The sequence below is a fragment of the Nakamurella endophytica genome, assembly GCF_014646215.1.
Taxonomy (GTDB): domain Bacteria; phylum Actinomycetota; class Actinomycetes; order Mycobacteriales; family Nakamurellaceae; genus Nakamurella; species Nakamurella endophytica.
This window is the reverse complement of sequence record NZ_BMNA01000002.1, coordinates 374,510-391,583: the sequence shown is the minus strand read 5'-3', so window position 1 is coordinate 391,583 and position 17,074 is coordinate 374,510. Positions and strand designations below refer to the sequence as shown.

The following is a 17,074-nucleotide window of genomic DNA, read 5'->3' as shown; positions in this document are numbered from 1 at the left end:
AAGGCTCCTCGTGTGTCGTTCTGGGTCGTGCGGCGCAGCGGGCGGGTCCGTCGCCGCCGCGGGGCGGCGGCCGGTCGGGGGCGGAGTCGGGACCCCGGGACGGCCCAGTCGCTGGCCGGTGTCCTCGGTGCCCGGCCTGGGCAGACCCTAACCAGACAGCATCGCCGCGACGGCAGCCGCCGTCGCGGTGGCCTGTCGGGCCCCTCGACTACGCTGGCGCAGCGTGGCCGATCCAGCCAGTTACCGCCCGGCCGCCGGGACGATTCCCGAATCGCCGGGGGTCTACAAGTTCCGCGACGCCCAGCGCACTGTGATCTACGTCGGCAAGGCCAAGAGCCTGCGCCAGCGGTTGAACAGCTACTTCGCCGACCTGACGTCGCTGCACCCGCGTACGCAGCAGATGGTCACCACGGCCGCGTCCGTGGAGTGGACGGTGGTGACCACCGAGGTCGAGGCGCTGCAGCTCGAGTACAACTGGATCAAGGAGTTCGACCCGCGGTTCAACGTCCGCTACCGGGACGACAAGTCGTACCCGGAGCTGGCGGTGACGGTGGGCGAGGAGTTCCCGCGGCTGCAGGTCATGCGCGGCCCGCACCGCAAGGGGGTCCGGTACTTCGGTCCCTACGCGCACGCCTGGGCCATCCGGGAGACGCTGGACATGCTGCTGCGGGTGTTCCCGGCGCGGACGTGCTCGACCGGGGTGTTCCGCCGCTCGGCACAGATCGGCCGCCCGTGCCTGCTCGGCTACATCGGCAAGTGCTCGGCCCCGTGCGTCGGCCGGGTCACGCCGAACGAGCACCGGGACATCGTCAACGCCTTCTGCGACTTCATGGCCGGCCGGGCGGACCCCTTGATCCACCGGCTGGAGCGGGAGATGGCCGGCGCGGCCGCCGAACTGGACTTCGAGCGGGCGGCCCGGCTGCGCGACGACCTGGGGGCGCTGCGCCGCGCCGTGGAGAAGCAGGCCGTCGTGCTCAGGGACGGCACCGACGCGGACGTCGTCGGGGTGGTCGCCGACGACCTGCTCGCCTCGGTCCAGGTCTTCCACGTCCGCGGCGGCCGGGTCCGCGGCCAGCGCGGCTGGATCGTCGACGTCGACGCCGAGACGGCGGCGTCCGGGGTCGGCGGGACCACCACCGGCTCCGGTACCGGCGACCGCGCGGCGGGTGCGGAGGGTGCGGCGGGACCGGACGGCACGGCGGTGACCGGCGGCGGCGAGGGCACCGAGAGCACCGGTAGCACCGACGGCACCGAGGGCACCGAGGGCACCGAGGGCACCGAGGGCACCGAGGGCACCGAGGGCACCGAGGGCACCGAGGGCACCGAGGGCACCGAGGGCACCGAGGGCACTGCCCGGCTGGTCGGCAACTTCCTGGTGCAGTTCTACGGCCGCCGCGCGTTGGACGACCCGTCGGAGAACGCGGTGCCGATCCCGCGGGAGATCCTGGTGCCGGCGCTGCCGGCCGACCACCTGGAGCTGGCGGACTGGCTGTCCGGCCTGCGCGGCTCGCGGGTGTCGCTGCGGGTCGCCCAGCGCGGTGACAAGCGGGCGCTGGCCGAGACGGTGGAACGCAACGCCGGCGAGGCGCTGGCGCAGCACCGGCTCAAGCGGGCGAGCGACCTGACCGCCCGGTCGGCCGCGCTGTCCGAGGTCGCCGACACCCTCGGCATGGACACCGCGCCGCTGCGGATCGAGTGCATCGACATCTCGCACGTGCAGGGCACCGACGTGGTGGCCTCACTCGTGGTCTTCGAGGACGGCCTGGCCAAGCGCAGCGACTACCGGCGGTTCGCCATCCGCGATCGGCCCGGCGACGATGTCGCCTCGATCGCCGAGGTGGTGCGGCGCCGGTTCTCCCGCGGCGCCGGCGACCGCCGGGGTGCGGCCGCCATGCCGGCGACCGAGGACCTGGCGGGGACGGCGCCGGCGACCGCACCGGGCACCGCAGCGGGTGGCGAGGTGACCGCCGAGGGGGTCACGGCCGACGGCGCGCCGCCCGGCATCGACCCGCAGACCGGCCGGGTGCGCCGCTTCGCCTACCCGCCGCAGCTGCTGGTCGTGGACGGGGGGGCGCCGCAGGTCAACGCGGCCGCGGCGGTGCTGGCCGACCTGGAGATCGCCGACGTCACCGTCTGCGGGCTGGCCAAGCGGCTCGAGGAGGTCTGGCTGCCCGGCCAGGACGACCCGGTGATCTTCGCGCGCACCAGCGAGGCGCTCTACCTCCTGCAGCGGCTGCGGGACGAGGCGCACCGCTTCGCGATCACCTACCACCGGACGAAACGCTCGTCGTCGATGACCGTGTCCGCGCTGGACGGCATCGCCGGCGTCGGGCGGTCCCGCCGGACCACGCTGGTCAAGCACTTCGGCTCGGTGGCGGCGCTACGCCGTGCCGGCGTCGACGACATCGCCGCGGTGCCTGGCTTCGGCCCGCGGACCGCGGCCGCGGTCTACGACGCGCTGCACGCGCCCGACACCGGCGAGCAGCCGGCCGGCGGGTCGGCACCCGCCACCGGCCCGGCGCCGCTCGACGCGGCGGCGGGTGGGGGCGACCGACCGGACGACGCCCGGGACGCCGGCGACCCTGAGCCGTCGCCGGACCTGTCCGCGGCGGTGTCCGGTGACGTCGGCCCGGGGACGGAGAGCGCCGAGCGGGCGGACGCGGCCGGTGACCGCCCGGCGGAGCTGGACCCGGCGGGCCGGAGGTGACCGTGGAGCAGCCCGACAGCGCCGTCGACCGGCCGGGCACATCGGACGACGGCAGCACTGACGGGCCGCGACCCTCGCCGGCCCGTCCCGGCCGCACCCGGCCACCCGCACCCGGCGTCGACGTACCCGACGGCGACGCCCCCAGCGGCGACGCACCCGGCGGCGCCGCGGACGCCCGGGCCGCCGGGGCCGGCGGACCGGGACCGGCGTCGAGCGGTATCGCCGTCGCGGTCGTCTCCGGCCTCTCCGGGGCCGGCCGCTCGACCGCGGCCAAGTGCCTGGAGGACCTCGGCTGGTTCGTCGTCGACAACCTGCCGCCCGAGCTCATCGCCACCATGGTCGACCTGGGGTCGCGGGCCAGCGGCGGGCTGACCCGCATCGCCGTGGTGATGGACGTCCGGTCCCGGGCGTTCACCGAGGACCTGGCCTCGGCCATCCGCGACCTCGACGCCCGCGGCTACCGTCCCCGGGTGCTGTTCCTCGAGGCCGACGACGCCGTGCTGATCCGGCGGTTCGAGGCCAACCGGCGGGAGCACCCGCTGCAGGGCGGCGGCCGCATCGCCGACGGGCTGGCCGCGGAACGGGCCGTGCTGGCCTCGCTGCGGGACGAGGCGGACGTGATCATCGACACCAGCGGCCTGTCGGTGCACGAGCTGCGCCGGCAGATCGAGCGCGCCTTCGCCGACCAGCCGCCGCCGCGCAGCGTGACGCTGCTCAGCTTCGGCTACAAGTACGGCCTGCCGCTGGACGCGGACCTGGTGGTCGACATGCGGTTCCTGCCGAACCCGCATTGGAAACCGGACCTGCGGCCGCTCACCGGGCTCGACCCGGCGGTGTCCGGGTACGTCCTGGGCCAGGAGGGTGCCGGCGAGTTCCTGGACCAGTACGTCCGGCTGCTGCACCTGATCGGCGGCGGCTACCAGCGCGAGGGCAAGCGGTACCTGACGCTCGCCGTCGGCTGCACCGGCGGCAAGCACCGGTCCGTGGCGATCGCCGAGGAGCTCGGCCGCCGGCTCGCCGCGGACCACACCACCGTCCGCGTCGTGCACCGGGACCTGGGGCGCGAGTGACCGGCCCGGGGGAGCGGGACGGCGACGTCGTGGCGGAGATCGGGGCCGGAGCCGGGGCCGGCACCCGCCCGCGGATCGTCGCGCTCGGCGGCGGTCACGGGCTCTTCGCCATGCTGCAGGCACTGCGCCGGCTGGACGCCGACCTGACGGCGGTCGTCACGGTCGCCGACGACGGCGGCTCGTCGGGCCGGCTCCGCCGCGAGCTGCCGGCGATCGTGCCGCCCGGCGACCTGCGGATGGCGCTGGCCGCGCTGGCCGGGGAGACGGACGAGGCGGAGCTGTGGGCGACCACGCTGCAGCACCGGTTCGCCGGCGAGGGTGCGCTGGCGGGTCACCCGGTCGGCAACCTGGTGCTGGCCGGGCTCGCCGAGGTGCTGGGAGACCCGGTCGCCGCGCTCGATGCGACCGCCCGGCTGCTGCAGGCCCGCGGTCGGGTGCTGCCGATGTCCTGCCGGCCGCTGACGATCGTCGCGCAGGTCGAGCGGTTGGACGCCGACCCGGCCGCGGTCCGCACCATCCGCGGGCAAGTGGCGGTGGCCGCCACCCCGGGCCGGGTGCGCAGCGTCGACCTCGAACCGCGGGACGCGGCCGCCTGTCCCGAGGCGCTGGCGGCGGTGGCCGCCGCCGACCTGGTGGTGCTCGGTCCCGGGTCCTGGTTCACCAGCGTGCTGCCGCACCTGATGCTGCCGGGCTCGGCCGCCGGCCTGGTGGCGACCGCGGCGCACCGGCTGGTGGTCCTCAACCTCTCGGCGCAGCCGGGGGAGACCGAAGGATTCTCACCGGAACAACACTTGGACGTACTCTCTGCTCACGCTCCGGCCTTCCGGATCGACACGGTGCTGGCCGACTCGGGCGCGGTGCCCCTCCCCGGCCGCCTGGCGGCCACCACGGACCGCCTGGGCGCGCGCCTCGTGCTGGCCGACATCGCCGTCCCGGGCGAGTCGCGCCACGACCCGACCGCACTCGCCGCCGCGATCGGGCCCGTGCTGGCGCGGGCCGTGTCGGACCGGGCGGTCCGCGGGCGCGGGCGCGGACAGGCATAGGGCACACAGGCCGGGAGGACACACCGATGGCGATGACCGCCGCCGTGAAGGACGAGCTGAGCCGGGTGGCGGTCGCCAAGGTCTCGGCCCGCAAGGCGGAGGTCTCGACGCTGCTCCGGTTCGCCGGGGGGCTGCACATCGTCGCCGGCCGGGTGATCATCGAGGCCGAGCTGGACACCGGAGCGGTGGCCCGGCGGCTGCGTCGCGAGATCGGCGAGCTCTACGGGCACAACGCCGAGGTGCAGGTGCTCGGCGCCGGCGGCATCCGCAAGAGCACCCGCTACCTGGTCCGGGTCGTGGTGGGCGGCGACCAGCTCGCCCGGCAGACCGGACTGCTGGACCAGCGCGGCCGCCCGGTCCGCGGGCTGCCGGCGCAGATCGTCGCCGGGGCGCTGGGCGACGCCGAGGCCGCCTGGCGCGGCGCGTTCCTGGCCCACGGCTCGCTCACCGAGCCCGGCCGGTCGGCGTCGCTGGAGATCACCTGCCCGGGACCGGAGGCCGCCTTCGCGCTGGTCGGGGCGGCCCGGCGGCTGGGCATCGCGTCCCGGGCCCGGGAGGTCCGCGGCGCCGACCGGGTGGTGGTCCGCGACGGCGACGCGATCGCGGCGCTGCTCACCCGGCTCGGTGCGCACACCTCGGTGCTGGCCTGGGAGGAGCGGCGCATGCGCCGCGAGGTGCGGGCGACCGCCAACCGGCTGGCCAACTTCGACGACGCCAACCTGCGACGGTCGGCGCGCGCCGCCGTCGCCGCCAAGGCCCGGGTCGAGCGTGCGCTGGAGATCCTCGGCGCGGACGCCCCCGACCACCTGCAGGAGGCCGGCCGGCTGCGGATCGAGCACGGCCAGGCGTCGCTGGAGGAGCTGGGCCAGCTGGCCAACCCGCCGATGACCAAGGACGCGATCGCCGGCCGGATCCGTCGGCTGCTGACCATGGCCGACAAGCGCGCCGCCGACGACGGCATCCCGGACACCGAGTCGGCCGTCACCCCGGAGATGCTCGACGGCTGACCGGCGGCACGGGCCGGCGGAGGCGGCCGGACGGCACCCGACCGGGCGCGCCGGCCGCGGTCCGAACGGCTCCGGACCCGGCGTCCGCGCTGGTCACGCGACCGGACCCGGGGCGATCCGGCCGCGGGTCCGAGGCACCCATGGCCGGCCGATACAGTGAGGCCGGACGCCCGGGTGGCTGTGTGCGGCGTCTCTTGATCGATCCGGACGGGTCACCGGACCCGGCCGGGACATCCGGTCCGGACGGCCACCACCGGACCACGCAGACGAAGGGCTGACACAACGTGACCGTGCGCGTCGGAGTGAACGGATTCGGCCGGATCGGCCGCAACTTCTGGCGGGCGCTCGACTCGCTGGAGCACGACGTCGAGATCGTCGCCGTCAACGACCTGACCGACACCAAGACCCTGGCGCACCTGCTCAAGTACGACAGCGTGCTGGGCAAGCTGCCGTACGAGGTCTCGGCCGGCGAGGGTTCGATCACGGTCGACGGCAAGGAACTGAAGGTGCTGTCCGACCGCGACCCCGGCGCGCTGCCGTGGGGCGACCTGGGCGTGGACATCGTCATCGAGTCGACCGGTCACTTCACCACGGCCGACGGCGCCCGCAAGCACCTGACCGGCGGCGCCAAGAAGGTCATCATCTCGGCGCCGGCCACCGGCGAGGACCTGACCGTGGTCATGGGCGTGAACGACGGCGCCTACGACGGCAGCCAGACCGTCCTGTCGAACGCCTCCTGCACCACCAACTGCGTGGCCCCGATGGCCAAGGTCCTGCACGAGGCCTTCGGCATCGAGAAGGGCCTGATGACCACGGTGCATGCGTACACCAACGACCAGGTCATCCTGGACTTCCCGCACAAGGACCTGCGCCGCGCCCGCGCTGCCGCCGTCAACATCATCCCGACCTCCACCGGCGCCGCCAAGGCGACCGCGCTGGTGCTGCCCGAGCTCAAGGGCAAGCTGCACGGCTACGCCCTCCGGGTGCCGGTGCCCGACGGCTCCTGCACCGACCTGACCGTCGAGCTGAGCCGGTCGGTCACCGTCGACGACGTGAACGACGCGTTCCGCGCGGCCGCCGAGGGCCCGCTGTCCCGGTACGTCAGCTACTCGACGGACCCGATCGTGTCCTCGGACATCGTCGGTTCCCCGGCGTCGGTCACCTTCGACTCGCCGCTGACCCTGGTGCTGGGCGACAACCTGGTGAAGGTCGTCGGCTGGTACGACAACGAGTGGGGCTACAGCAACCGGCTGGCGGACTTCACCGCCCTGGTCGCCTCGAAGCTCTGACCCGCCGGCCGGCCCGCCCGCACCCGCGGGCGGTGCCGGCCCGCGCGGCCGGGGCCGGTCCGCCGCGCTCCACAGTGGATCCTCAGCGGATCCTCAGCGGATCCCCAGCGGATCCCCAGTGCATCCCACAGTGGACCCCACCCCGCCCGCCCGTCCGGAGGCGGCACCGTCCGGACACATCCCGACGCCGGCCTGCGCCCCGCGCCGCCGTGCGACCCGCAAGGAGACCCCTGCGTGCACACCCTCGACGACCTGCTCGCCATCGGCGTGTCCGGCCGGACCGTGCTGGTCCGGTCGGACTTCAACGTCCCGCTGGACGGCACCACGATCACCGACGACGGCCGCATCCGCGCGTCGCTGCCCACGCTCACCGCGCTGACCGGCGCGGGGGCCCGGGTGGTCGTCACGGCGCACCTGGGCCGGCCGAAGGGCGCGCCTGAGGAGCGGTACTCGCTCGCCCCGGTCGCCGCCCGGCTCGGTGAGCTGCTCGGCGCGCCCGTCGCGCTGGCCGCCGACCTGGTCGGCGAGTCCGCCGCGGCGACCGTCGCGGGGCTGTCCGACGGTGCGGTGGCACTGCTGGAGAACGTGCGTTTCGACCCGCGCGAGACCAGCAAGGACGACGCGGAGCGCGGTGCGCTGGCCGACGACCTGGTGCGGCTGGTCGGCCCGGACGCCGCGTTCGTCAGCGACGGCTTCGGCGTGGTGCACCGCAAGCAGGCCTCGGTGTACGACGTGGCGCTGCGGCTGCCGCACTACGCCGGCTACCTGGTGTCGGCCGAGACCGCGGTGCTGCGCCGGCTCACCACCGAGCCGGCCCGGCCGTACGCCGTGGTGCTCGGCGGCTCCAAGGTCTCGGACAAGCTGGGCGTGATCACCTCGCTGCTGCCGCAGGTCGACACCCTGCTGATCGGCGGCGGCATGGCCTACACCTTTCTGGCCGCGCAGGGTCACGGCGTCGGGCAGTCGCTGCTGCAGCAGGACCAGATCGGCACCTGCGCCGACCTGCTGGCCCGGCACGGCGACAAGATCGTGCTGCCGACGGACATCGTGGCGGCGGACGACTTCGCACCCGACGCGGACACCGAGATCGTCGACGCCGCCGCCATCCCGGACGCGTGGCAGGGCCTGGACATCGGCCCGAACACCCGGGCCGCCTTCGCGGAGGTGATCGGGCGGGCCGCCACGGTGTTCTGGAACGGTCCGGTGGGCGTGTTCGAGATGGCCCGCTTCGCCGACGGCACCCGCGCCGTCGCGGAGGCCATCGCGGCCTCCTCCGCGTTCTCCGTCGTCGGCGGTGGCGACTCCGCCGCCGCCGTGCGCACCCTCGGCGTCGACGAGGCCGGTTTCACCCACATCTCCACCGGGGGCGGCGCCTCGCTGGAGTACCTGGAGGGCAAGCAGCTCCCGGGCCTGTCGGTGCTGGAGGACTGAGCGGTGGCTGCGGAACGGAACGTCCAGGGCGGCCGGCGGACGCTGATCGCCGGCAACTGGAAGATGAACCTGAACCACCTCGAAGCCATCGCGTTGGTGCAGAAGATCGCCTTCACGCTGCCGGAGAAATACCTGCAGCACGTCGAGGTGGCGGTGCTGCCGCCGTTCACCGACCTGCGGTCGGTGCAGACCCTGATCGACGGCGACAAGCTGCAGCTCGGGCTGGGCGCGCAGGACCTGTCGCCGCACGACGCCGGCGCCTTCACCGGGGACATCTCCGGCGCCATGCTGGCCAAGCTCGGCTGCAGCTACGTGCTGGTCGGCCACTCCGAGCGGCGCGAGCACCACGGCGAGAGCGACGAGCTCCTGGCCGCCAAGGTCGCCGCCGCCTACCGGCACGGCCTGACCCCTCTGCTCTGCGTCGGCGAGGGACTGGACGTCCGCGAGGCCGGCCGGCAGGTCTCGCACGCGGTGGCCCAGCTCGACGCCGCCCTGGCCTCGGTGACCGCCGATCAGGCGGCCCGGCTGGTGCTGGCCTACGAGCCGGTGTGGGCCATCGGCACCGGCCGGGTGGCCACCCCGGCCGACGCGCAGGAGGTCTGCGGCGCGCTGCGGGCGCAGCTCGCCGAGCGCTTCGGTGCCGGTGTCGCCGCCGGCACCCGGATCCTGTACGGCGGCTCGGTCAAGGCGTCGAACTGCGCCGAGATCGTCGCGCAGCCGGACGTCGACGGCGCGCTGGTCGGCGGCGCCTCGCTGGACGGCACGGAGTTCGCCACGCTGGCGGCCAACGCGGTCGGCGTGCTGGCCTGAGCACGGCCCGGACGGCCCCCGGCACGCTAGACTGCACCGACCCTGCCGGGCGGCCGCCCGCAGTGGACGCGCCCGCCGCGACCACTGCGCCGCCGCCGGCACCGATCGACACGACCGGGTTCCGGCCCGGTCCGCGAGGCCGTTGATGAAGATCGTCCTGGACATCCTGCTGGTGATCACCAGCCTGGCGCTGATGGCGCTCATCCTGCTGCACCGCGGCAAGGGTGGCGGTCTGTCGTCGCTGTTCGGCGGCAGCATGCAGTCGTCGCTGTCCGGGTCGTCCGTGGTCGAGAAGAACCTCGACCGGCTGACGCTGTTCGTGGCAGTGATCTGGGTCATCTCGATCATCGGGGTCGGCCTGATCCTCAAGGTCGGCGCCTGACCGGTCCGCCGGTCGTCGCCGGAAGGGCTGGACATGGCTACCGGTAACCCGATTCGTGGCTCCCGGGTGGGAGCTGGCCGGATGGGTGAGGCGGACCGCGGCGAGACCGCGCCGCGCCACCGGCTGGAGTTCTACTGCGCCAACGGCCACCGCACCCGGCTGTCCTTCGCGGTCGACGCCGAGCTCCCGGACACCTGGGACTGCCCGAGTTGCGGGCTGCCGGCCGGGCTCGACTCCGAGAACCCGCCGGCCGCGCCGCGCAACGAGCCGTACAAGACCCACCTGGCCTACGTGAAGGAACGGCGCAGCGACAGCGACGGCGAGGCCCTGCTCGCCGAGGCGCTGGCCAAGGTCGCGGACCGCCGCACGCCCCGCGGCTGAGCCACCGACCGAGGCCCCCGTCCCGGGCGGATCTGCTGCGCCGCCGCGGGTGGCGCGGTCCGCGGGCGGATCAGTCCGGCAGCTGCAGCAGCATGCGGGTGTTGCCCAGGGTGTTCGGCTTGACGTACGGCAGGTCGAGGAACTCGGCGACGCCGGCGTCGTAGGACCGGCGCAGTTCGGCGTAGCCCTCCGGGTCCAGGTCGAGTTCCTCGATCGGCTGGAACCCCAGCGCCGAGAAGAACGACACCTCGAAGGTCAGCACGAACAGCCGGCTCAGCCCCATCCGCCGGGCCTCCGCCATCAGCGCCTCGCACACCGCGCGGCCGATACCGCGACCGCGCGCGGAAGGGTGGGTGGCGACGGTGCGGATCTCGCCCAGGTCCTCCCAGAGCACGTGCAGGGCTCCGCAGCCGACCACCCGTTCCCGGTCGTCCTGCTCGTCGACGGCCACCCAGAACTCGGTGACGTCCTCGAACAGGTTGGCCAGGGTCTTCTCCAGCAGGATGGGCCCGGCGTAGACGTCGACCAGCTGCTTGATCTGCCGGACGTCGCCGACCCGGGCGCGGTGCACCCGCACCCCCGACGCCGGGGCGGCGGACCGGGACGACGAGCGGGTCACGTCCGGCACCCTAGTCGCCGGCCACCGACCGCCCCTGCCCGGACGGACCGCCAGGGCGGCCGGCCCGGCGGTCCCGGTCCCCGCCGGACGCCTCGGTCCCGCGGGCCGCTGTGGCGCGACTAGTCTTTCGCTGTGACCTCGTTGCCGTCCGCCCGCTCCGACCGGGAGCCACGGACGGTGTCGCTGGTGACGCTGGGCTGCGCCCGCAACGAGGTCGACTCGTCCGAGATCGCCGGGCGGTTGGCCGGCGGCGGTTACCGGTTGCTGGACGAGGCGGCCGACGAGAGCCCGGACGTCGTGGTGGTCAACACCTGCGCGTTCGTGGCCGGCGCCAAGAAGGACTCCATCGACTCGCTGCTGGCCGCCGCGGACACCGGCGCCAAGGTCGTCGCGGTGGGCTGCATGGCCGAGCGGTACGGGCAGGAACTGGCGGACGCGCTGCCGGAGGCGGACGCCGTCCTCGGGTTCGACGCCTACCCGGACCTGGCCGGCCTGCTCGGCGACGTCCTCGACGGGCATTCCCCGCGCTCGCACGTCCCGGTCGACCGGCGCACGTTGTTGCCGCTGTCCCCGGTGAGCCGGCCGGCCGCCGCCGGCGCGCTCTCCGTCCCGGGCCACGGGCCGGTGCCCGCCACCGGCCCGGTGCTCACCCGGCGGTTGCTGCACGACGGTCCGGTGGCACCGCTGAAGATCGCCTCGGGCTGCGACCGGCGGTGCACCTTCTGCGCCATCCCGTCCTTCCGCGGCGCGTTCGTGTCCCGGCCGGCCGACGAGATCGTCGCGGAGGCCGGCTGGCTGGCCGCGCAGGGCGTCCGCGAGGTGGTGCTGGTCAGCGAGAACTCCACCAGCTACGGCAAGGACCTGCCCGGCCGGAACCTGCTGGAGCGGCTGCTGGGCGACCTGGCCGCGGTTCCCGGCATCCGGCGCGTCCGGCTGTCCTACCTGCAGCCGGCGGAGACCACGCCGAGCCTGCTCAGCGCCATCGCCCGCACTCCGGGGGTCGCCGACTACTACGACATGTCGTTCCAGCACGCGTCCGCGCCGGTGCTCCGGCGGATGCGCCGGTTCGGCTCCCGGGAGTCCTTCCTCGACCTGTGCCGCCGGATCCGCGACGAGGCGCCGGAGGCCGGCATCCGCACCAACGTCATCGTCGGCTTCCCCGGGGAGACGCTCGAGGACCTCGACGAGCTGACCGGCTTCCTCAGCGGGGCTCGGCTGGACGCGGTCGGCGTGTTCGGCTACTCCGACGAGGACGGCACCGCCGCGGAGCGGCTGCCGGACAAGCTCGACCAGGACGAGATCGACCGCCGGGTGGAGCTGGTCACCGCGCTGGCCGAGGAGCTGACCGCACAGCGCGCCGAGGACCGGGTCGGCACCGAGGTCACCGTCCTGGTGGACGAGGTGGACGGCCCGGACGGCGTGGTGGGCCGCGGCGCGCACCAGGCACCCGAGGTGGACGGCTGCACGGTGCTCACCGAGGCCGACGGGCTGCGCCGCGGCGACCTGGTCCGGGCCGTGGTGACCGGCACCGACGGCGTCGACCTGCAGGCGCGTGCCCTCCAGGTGCTCGACGCCGCGCCGGCGGGCACGGTAGCGCTCCGGGCGGTGGCGGGGGCGCGGTGCTGATGGCCGATCAGCCGCCCCGCGTGTCGTTGGTGAACCTGCCCAACGCGCTCACCGTGCTGCGGCTGATCCTGGTGCCACTGTTCCTGCTGGCACTGTTCGCCGGCGGCGGCCACGACACGACCTGGCGCTGCGTCGCCGGCCTGGTGTTCGCCACGGCCGCCATCACCGACCGCTACGACGGCCACATCGCCCGCAAGCGCGGCCAGGTCACCGACTTCGGCAAGATCGCCGACCCGATCGCCGACAAGGCCCTCACCGGCTCGGCGCTGATCGGGCTGTCCATGCTGCACGACCTGGCGTGGTGGATCACCGCGGCCATCCTCGTCCGCGAGATCGGCATCACCCTGCTGCGCCTGGCCGTGCTGCGCTACGGCGTCATCTCGGCCAGCCCCGGCGGCAAGGCCAAGACCCTCGTCCAGATCGTCGCCATCGGCCTGTACGTCCTGCCCGTGCCGCCGTCGCTGGACTGGGTCCGCGCCGCGCTGATGTGGGTGGCCGTCGGGCTCACCCTGCTCACCGGAGCCGACTACCTGGTCCGCGCGGCCGCCCTCGTCGGCCGGGTCGACCGGCCGAAGGCCCGCCCGTGATCGTCGACGCACCGCTGGCCCGGGCCCTCGGGATGGATCCGAACCGGCTGGTGGAGCTGGTCGCCAGGCTGACCCGCGACGGGACCACCGTCGCCACCGCCGAGTCGCTGACCGGGGGCCTGCTCTGCGCCCTGCTGACCGAGGTGCCCGGCGCGTCGAGCGTGGTGCGGGGCGGATTGGTGTCGTACGCGACCGAGCTCAAGCACGAGCTGGTGGGCGTCGACGCCGATCTGCTCGAGCGTCGGGGCGCCGTGGATCCCGAGGTGGCCCGGCAGATGGCGCGCGGGGCGCGGCAACGCTGCGGCGCCCGCCTCGGCGTCGGGCTGACCGGCGTCGCCGGCCCGGCCCGCCAGGACGGCAAGGACGTCGGCACCGTCTTCGTCGCGCTGTCCGGATCGGCGGTCCCGGACGGCGACGGTGGCGACTCGCGGGACGCCGTGGACCAGGTCGTCGAGCTGCACGCCGGCGACGACGGCGCCACACCGGGCCGGGCCACGGTCCAGGCGGAGGCCCTGGAGGCCGCGGTGCGGCTGCTCGAGGACTATGTCGCCACCTCGGGGCGGGCCGACGGTCACTGAGGACCGCTGACCGCTTCGGAGGACCGGACGGCCACCGGCGGTCCTGAAGCGGCGGGCAGCCGATGGCCGTGCCCACCGCCGTGCCATCCGCCGTGCCACCGCCGTGCCCCGCAGGGTCGGCCCTGCGGCCGACGAATGGAAACCTTGCCCGACGCGGTCCCGATGGCGCCCCCGGGCGGGGCTGGCCAAGGTCGAGCGCCGGCGTTCGCCCACGGCGGACACCGGCGCGGTGCGCGATCCGGCGGCGCTGTCGGTCGCCGGGAGTAGCGTGACCGGCACGGGTTCGGGGCACCGGTGCGGTGTCGGGACAGCCGGCACCGTCGGGCAGTCGGCACCGTCGGCTCTGTCGGCGCTGTCGGCGCTGGCCCGCCGGTTCCGCCGCGGGACGGCCGCGGTCGGCGCCGGCGGGGACGCCGGAGCCGTGGCGGCACCGGGTGCCGGGTCCGCGGGCATCGTCGCCCTCCGGGCCGGCCGGTCCGCCCGCCGTCCCGTCGGTCACCGGCGACCGGCGGCGGAACTACCGTCGGTCCTGCGGTGTTGTAGGTAGCGACGGGTCTGCGCCCCGCGTCCGCGGAGCAGCCCGGCGAGAGGAAGGGAGGTGCGACGTGTTGTTGCGGGATGCATTGGGTGAGACGTTGCGCGACGCCCGGACGAGTCAGAGTCGGACGCTGCGCGACGTGTCGACGGCAGCGAACGTCTCCCTCGGCTACCTCTCCGAGGTGGAGCGGGGACGCAAGGAGGCCTCGAGCGAGTTGCTCGCCGCCATCTGCGACGCCCTCGACCTGCGGCTGTCGGACGTGCTCGACACGGTCAGCCAGAGCCTGCGGTCGGACGCCGACCGTCAGTGCGCCGTCGCGGCCAAGCAGGCCAACTCGGCCAAGGTGTCGCTGGACGGGGCGCAGCAGCGCCGCCCGTCGATCGACCCGGCGCTGCGGATCGTGGTGCCGTACGAGCGGGCCAAGCCGGAGGCATCGGTCGCCTGAGCGGTCCGCGCCGGTCGTGCGGGAGCCACGCCGTCCGTGGGGACAGCGGCACGTCCGCGAGGACTGCCGGTCAGCCGGCCGGCGCGGTGTCCGTGCCGCCCGGCCGGACGTCCGCCGCGGCCAGGGTGGCCGGGGTGGCCGCTCCGGTGTCCGCGCGTCGTTCGTAGCGGACGAAGCTGAACCCGTCGCGGTCCTGTCGCTCGGTCTCCCGCCACTCGTCGACCCGGATCTCGGGGAACCGGGTGTCGCCGGCCACCGCCCGGTCGACGTGCGTCAGTTCCAGCACGTCGGCCACGGGTAGCGCGGCCGCGTAGATCTCGCCTCCGCCGACCACGACGGCGTCCGGTCCGGCCAGTGCCAGGGCGTCGGCCAGCGAGTGCGCGACCGTCGCACCGTCGGCGGCCCACGCCCGGTCCCGGGTCACCACCACCGTGCGGCGCCCGGGGAGGGGCCGGCCGATCGAGTCCCAGGTGCGTCGACCCATGACCAGGGTCCGGCCCGTCGTCAGCCGCCGGAAGCGCCGCAGGTCCTCCGGGAGGTGCCAGGGCATGCCGCCGTCCGCGCCGATCACGCCGTTGGCCGCCACAGCGGCGACCAGGGTCACCGTCATACCGCGATCGGCGCCTTGATGCCCGGGTGCGGCGCGTAGTCCAGGACCTCGATGTCGGCCTCGGTGAATGCGTCGAGCTCGGTGACCGCCGGGTTGAGCCGCAGCCGCGGCAGCGGCCGCGGCTCGCGGGTCAGCTGCAGCCGGGCCTGTTCGAGGTGGTTCGCATACAGGTGCGCGTCGCCGATGGTGTGCACGAACTCGCCCGGCGCCAGCCCGACGACCTGCGCGGTCATCGCGGTGAGCAGGGCGTACGAGGCGATGTTGAACGGCACGCCGAGGAACACGTCCGCGGACCGCTGGTACAGCTGGCAGGACAGCCGGCCGTCCGCGACGTAGAACTGGAACAGGGTGTGGCAGGGCGGCAGCGCCATGTCGTCGACCTCGGCGACGTTCCACGCCGAGACGATGTGCCGGCGGGAGTCCGGGTTGCTGCGCAGCGACGCGACCACCCGCGCGATCTGGTCGATGTGCCGCCCGTCCGGCGCCGGCCAGGACCGCCACTGGTGCCCGTAGACCGGGCCGAGCTCGCCGTCCGGGCCGGCCCACTCGTCCCAGATCGTCACGCCGCGGTCCTGCAACCACCGGACGTTCGTGGAGCCCTGGAGGAACCACAGCAGCTCGACGACGACCGACCGCAGGTGCACCTTCTTGGTGGTGACCACCGGGAAGCCGTCCGCGAGGTCGAAGCGCATCTGGTGGCCGAAGACGCTGAGCGTCCCCGTCCCGGTGCGGTCGGACTTCGCGTGCCCGGTGGACAGGATCCGGTCCAGCAGGTCCAGGTACTGCCGCATACCCGGCAGCCTAGAGGCCACCGGCCGCGACCCGGGCACGCCGGCCCGGTGCGCCCGGCGGAGGACGGGGAACCTCCGGAGATGCCCCCGACCGGACCCCGGTCCGGACCCCTTCGGGCCCCCGGACCCGGCTGGTCCGGATAGCGTGTCGGCACCGGACGCGCACGGGAGGGGGCACGGGTGACGCTGCAGCTCCCCGCGGACCGCCTCGAACCCGAACGCCGGCGCCCGGCGGGCCAGGCGGCAGCGGCGGATCCCACGGGCTCCGACCGGGACGTCCCGGCCCACCCGACCGTCCCGGCGTCGGCCGTGACCGCACCGGCGCCGGATCCGTCCGCCGGCGACGCGGTCGCGGCCCGCACCGGCGAGCCGGGCGGGCTGGACCGGGGATCGGCGTTGGGAGCGGTGGCCGACCCGGTGGCCGTCCAGCGCGACGCGCCCGCGGCCCACCGACTGGCCCTGGTCGGGCTGGCGGCCGTGGCCGTCTCGACCGTCGCCATCGGCCTGCTGCACGTCCTGCCCGCCGGCCGGGCGCTGGATCCGCTGTCCCGGACGATCAGTGAATACGCCCTGACGCCGATCGGCTGGCTGTTCAACGGCGGGGTCCTGGTGCTCAGCGCAGGGTCGGCCGCAGTGCTGGCCGCCGTCGTGGCGTCCGGACTGGCGCGCTGGCGGACCGTCGGCGCGGCGATGCTGGCCACCTGGTGCGTCGGGTTGGTGGGGCTCACCGTCTTCCACAAGCAGGCCCTGGGCGTGGAGACCGCCGTGGGCAGCCGGGTGCACTGGACGTGGACCCTGATCGCGTTCTTCAGCCTGCCGCTGGGGGCGCTGCTGACCTGCCGCACGGCCGCCCGCGCGGGGGAGCGGTGGCCACGGTGGGCGGTGCGGCTGTCCTGGGTCGCGGCCGGCTGGTTCGGCGTGCTGGCGGTGCAGACCGTGCTGTCGGCCACCACCCGGGTGCCGGCCTGGCGCCTGGTCGGCTTCGTCGAGCGGGCGCTGTCGCTGACCGAGATGGCGGCGGTCGCCGTGCTCGCGCTGTGGGTGCTGCAGCGGCCGGCTCTGGCCGGCCCGGACGGCGCCCGGCTCGGTCCGTCCCCGGCGGTGGCCACCCGCCGGTGACGCGCGGGCCGCTCGGCCGCGTACGTCCACCGCACGCAGCG

At 74.9% G+C, this 17,074-nt stretch carries 17 protein-coding genes; 14 read left to right on the top strand and 3 right to left on the bottom strand.

Annotation, left to right across the window (positions count from 1 at the left end; genetic code table 11):
• Positions 1 to 223 precede the first annotated feature (223 nt).
• From uvrC to IEY37_RS05325, 9 genes are all read left to right on the top strand, one after another.
• Entirely contained in the window at positions 224 to 2,707 is a 2,484-nt protein-coding gene (gene uvrC / locus IEY37_RS05365; RefSeq protein ID WP_188940476.1) for an excinuclease ABC subunit UvrC, read from the top strand.
• A gap of 218 nt (positions 2,708 to 2,925) precedes the next feature.
• Positions 2,926 to 3,777 (top strand): RNase adapter RapZ, encoded by an 852-nt coding sequence (gene rapZ, locus IEY37_RS05360; protein WP_188940836.1) that lies wholly within the window; start codon positions 2,926 to 2,928, stop codon positions 3,775 to 3,777.
• A 29-nt stretch (positions 3,778 to 3,806) separates the two neighbouring features.
• Positions 3,807 to 4,820, top strand: a complete 1,014-nt coding sequence (locus IEY37_RS05355) for a gluconeogenesis factor YvcK family protein (RefSeq protein ID WP_373298265.1) — start codon at positions 3,807 to 3,809, stop codon at positions 4,818 to 4,820.
• Between the two features lie 26 nt (positions 4,821 to 4,846).
• Positions 4,847 to 5,827, top strand: a complete 981-nt coding sequence (gene whiA / locus IEY37_RS05350; RefSeq protein WP_188940475.1) for a DNA-binding protein WhiA — start codon at positions 4,847 to 4,849, stop codon at positions 5,825 to 5,827.
• A 284-nt stretch (positions 5,828 to 6,111) separates the two neighbouring features.
• Positions 6,112 to 7,116 carry a type I glyceraldehyde-3-phosphate dehydrogenase gene (gene gap / locus IEY37_RS05345; RefSeq protein ID WP_188940474.1) on the top strand — a complete coding sequence of 335 codons (1,005 nt, stop codon included), beginning with the start codon at positions 6,112 to 6,114 and terminating at the stop codon, positions 7,114 to 7,116.
• A 234-nt stretch (positions 7,117 to 7,350) separates the two neighbouring features.
• A complete protein-coding gene (locus IEY37_RS05340; protein ID WP_188940473.1) occupies positions 7,351 to 8,547 on the top strand; it encodes a phosphoglycerate kinase in 1,197 nt (398 codons plus the stop codon).
• Between the two features lie 63 nt (positions 8,548 to 8,610).
• Positions 8,611 to 9,357 carry a triose-phosphate isomerase gene (tpiA, locus tag IEY37_RS05335; RefSeq protein WP_188940834.1) on the top strand — a complete coding sequence of 249 codons (747 nt, stop codon included), beginning with the start codon at positions 8,611 to 8,613 and terminating at the stop codon, positions 9,355 to 9,357.
• Positions 9,358 to 9,502: 145 nt separating this feature from the next.
• Positions 9,503 to 9,739, top strand: coding sequence for a preprotein translocase subunit SecG (secG, locus tag IEY37_RS05330; RefSeq protein WP_188940472.1), 237 nt, complete (start codon positions 9,503 to 9,505; stop codon positions 9,737 to 9,739).
• A gap of 33 nt (positions 9,740 to 9,772) precedes the next feature.
• Entirely contained in the window at positions 9,773 to 10,120 is a 348-nt protein-coding gene (locus IEY37_RS05325) for an RNA polymerase-binding protein RbpA (protein WP_188940471.1), read from the top strand.
• 70 nt (positions 10,121 to 10,190) lie between these two features.
• Here the strand turns inward: IEY37_RS05325 and IEY37_RS05320 are convergent, their stop codons facing one another.
• A complete protein-coding gene (locus IEY37_RS05320; RefSeq protein WP_188940470.1) occupies positions 10,191 to 10,739 on the bottom strand; it encodes an amino-acid N-acetyltransferase in 549 nt (182 codons plus the stop codon).
• Positions 10,740 to 10,880: 141 nt separating this feature from the next.
• On the opposite strand from IEY37_RS05320, the gene rimO reads away from it, so the two are divergent.
• From rimO to IEY37_RS05300, 4 genes are all read left to right on the top strand, one after another.
• Positions 10,881 to 12,365 (top strand): 30S ribosomal protein S12 methylthiotransferase RimO, encoded by a 1,485-nt coding sequence (rimO, locus tag IEY37_RS05315; RefSeq protein ID WP_188940833.1) that lies wholly within the window; start codon positions 10,881 to 10,883, stop codon positions 12,363 to 12,365.
• Positions 12,365 to 12,952: a CDP-diacylglycerol--glycerol-3-phosphate 3-phosphatidyltransferase gene (gene pgsA, locus IEY37_RS05310; RefSeq protein ID WP_188940469.1), complete on the top strand. Its 588-nt coding sequence runs from the start codon at positions 12,365 to 12,367 to the stop codon at positions 12,950 to 12,952. Before rimO ends, pgsA begins: the two co-directional genes overlap by 1 nt.
• Positions 12,953 to 12,984: 32 nt before the next feature.
• Entirely contained in the window at positions 12,985 to 13,530 is a 546-nt protein-coding gene (locus IEY37_RS05305) for a CinA family protein (RefSeq protein ID WP_188940832.1), read from the top strand.
• A 605-nt stretch (positions 13,531 to 14,135) separates the two neighbouring features.
• The gene (locus tag IEY37_RS05300; protein ID WP_188940468.1) at positions 14,136 to 14,513 is read left to right on the top strand and encodes a helix-turn-helix domain-containing protein; all 378 of its coding nucleotides are present in this window, start codon (positions 14,136 to 14,138) and stop codon (positions 14,511 to 14,513) included.
• 70 nt (positions 14,514 to 14,583) lie between these two features.
• On the opposite strand, the gene IEY37_RS05295 is transcribed toward IEY37_RS05300, so the two are convergent.
• The gene (locus IEY37_RS05295; RefSeq protein WP_188940467.1) at positions 14,584 to 15,123 is read right to left on the bottom strand and encodes a dihydrofolate reductase; all 540 of its coding nucleotides are present in this window, start codon (positions 15,121 to 15,123) and stop codon (positions 14,584 to 14,586) included.
• Positions 15,120 to 15,914 carry a thymidylate synthase gene (locus IEY37_RS05290; RefSeq protein WP_188940466.1) on the bottom strand — a complete coding sequence of 265 codons (795 nt, stop codon included), beginning with the start codon at positions 15,912 to 15,914 and terminating at the stop codon, positions 15,120 to 15,122. Before IEY37_RS05290 ends, IEY37_RS05295 begins: the two co-directional genes overlap by 4 nt.
• Before the next feature lie 180 nt (positions 15,915 to 16,094).
• Here IEY37_RS05290 and IEY37_RS05285 point away from each other — a divergent pair, with 180 nt between their 5' ends.
• Complete coding sequence (locus IEY37_RS05285) at positions 16,095 to 17,033, top strand: DUF998 domain-containing protein (RefSeq protein WP_188940465.1); 939 nt, start codon at positions 16,095 to 16,097, stop codon at positions 17,031 to 17,033.
• Positions 17,034 to 17,074 lie beyond the last annotated feature (41 nt).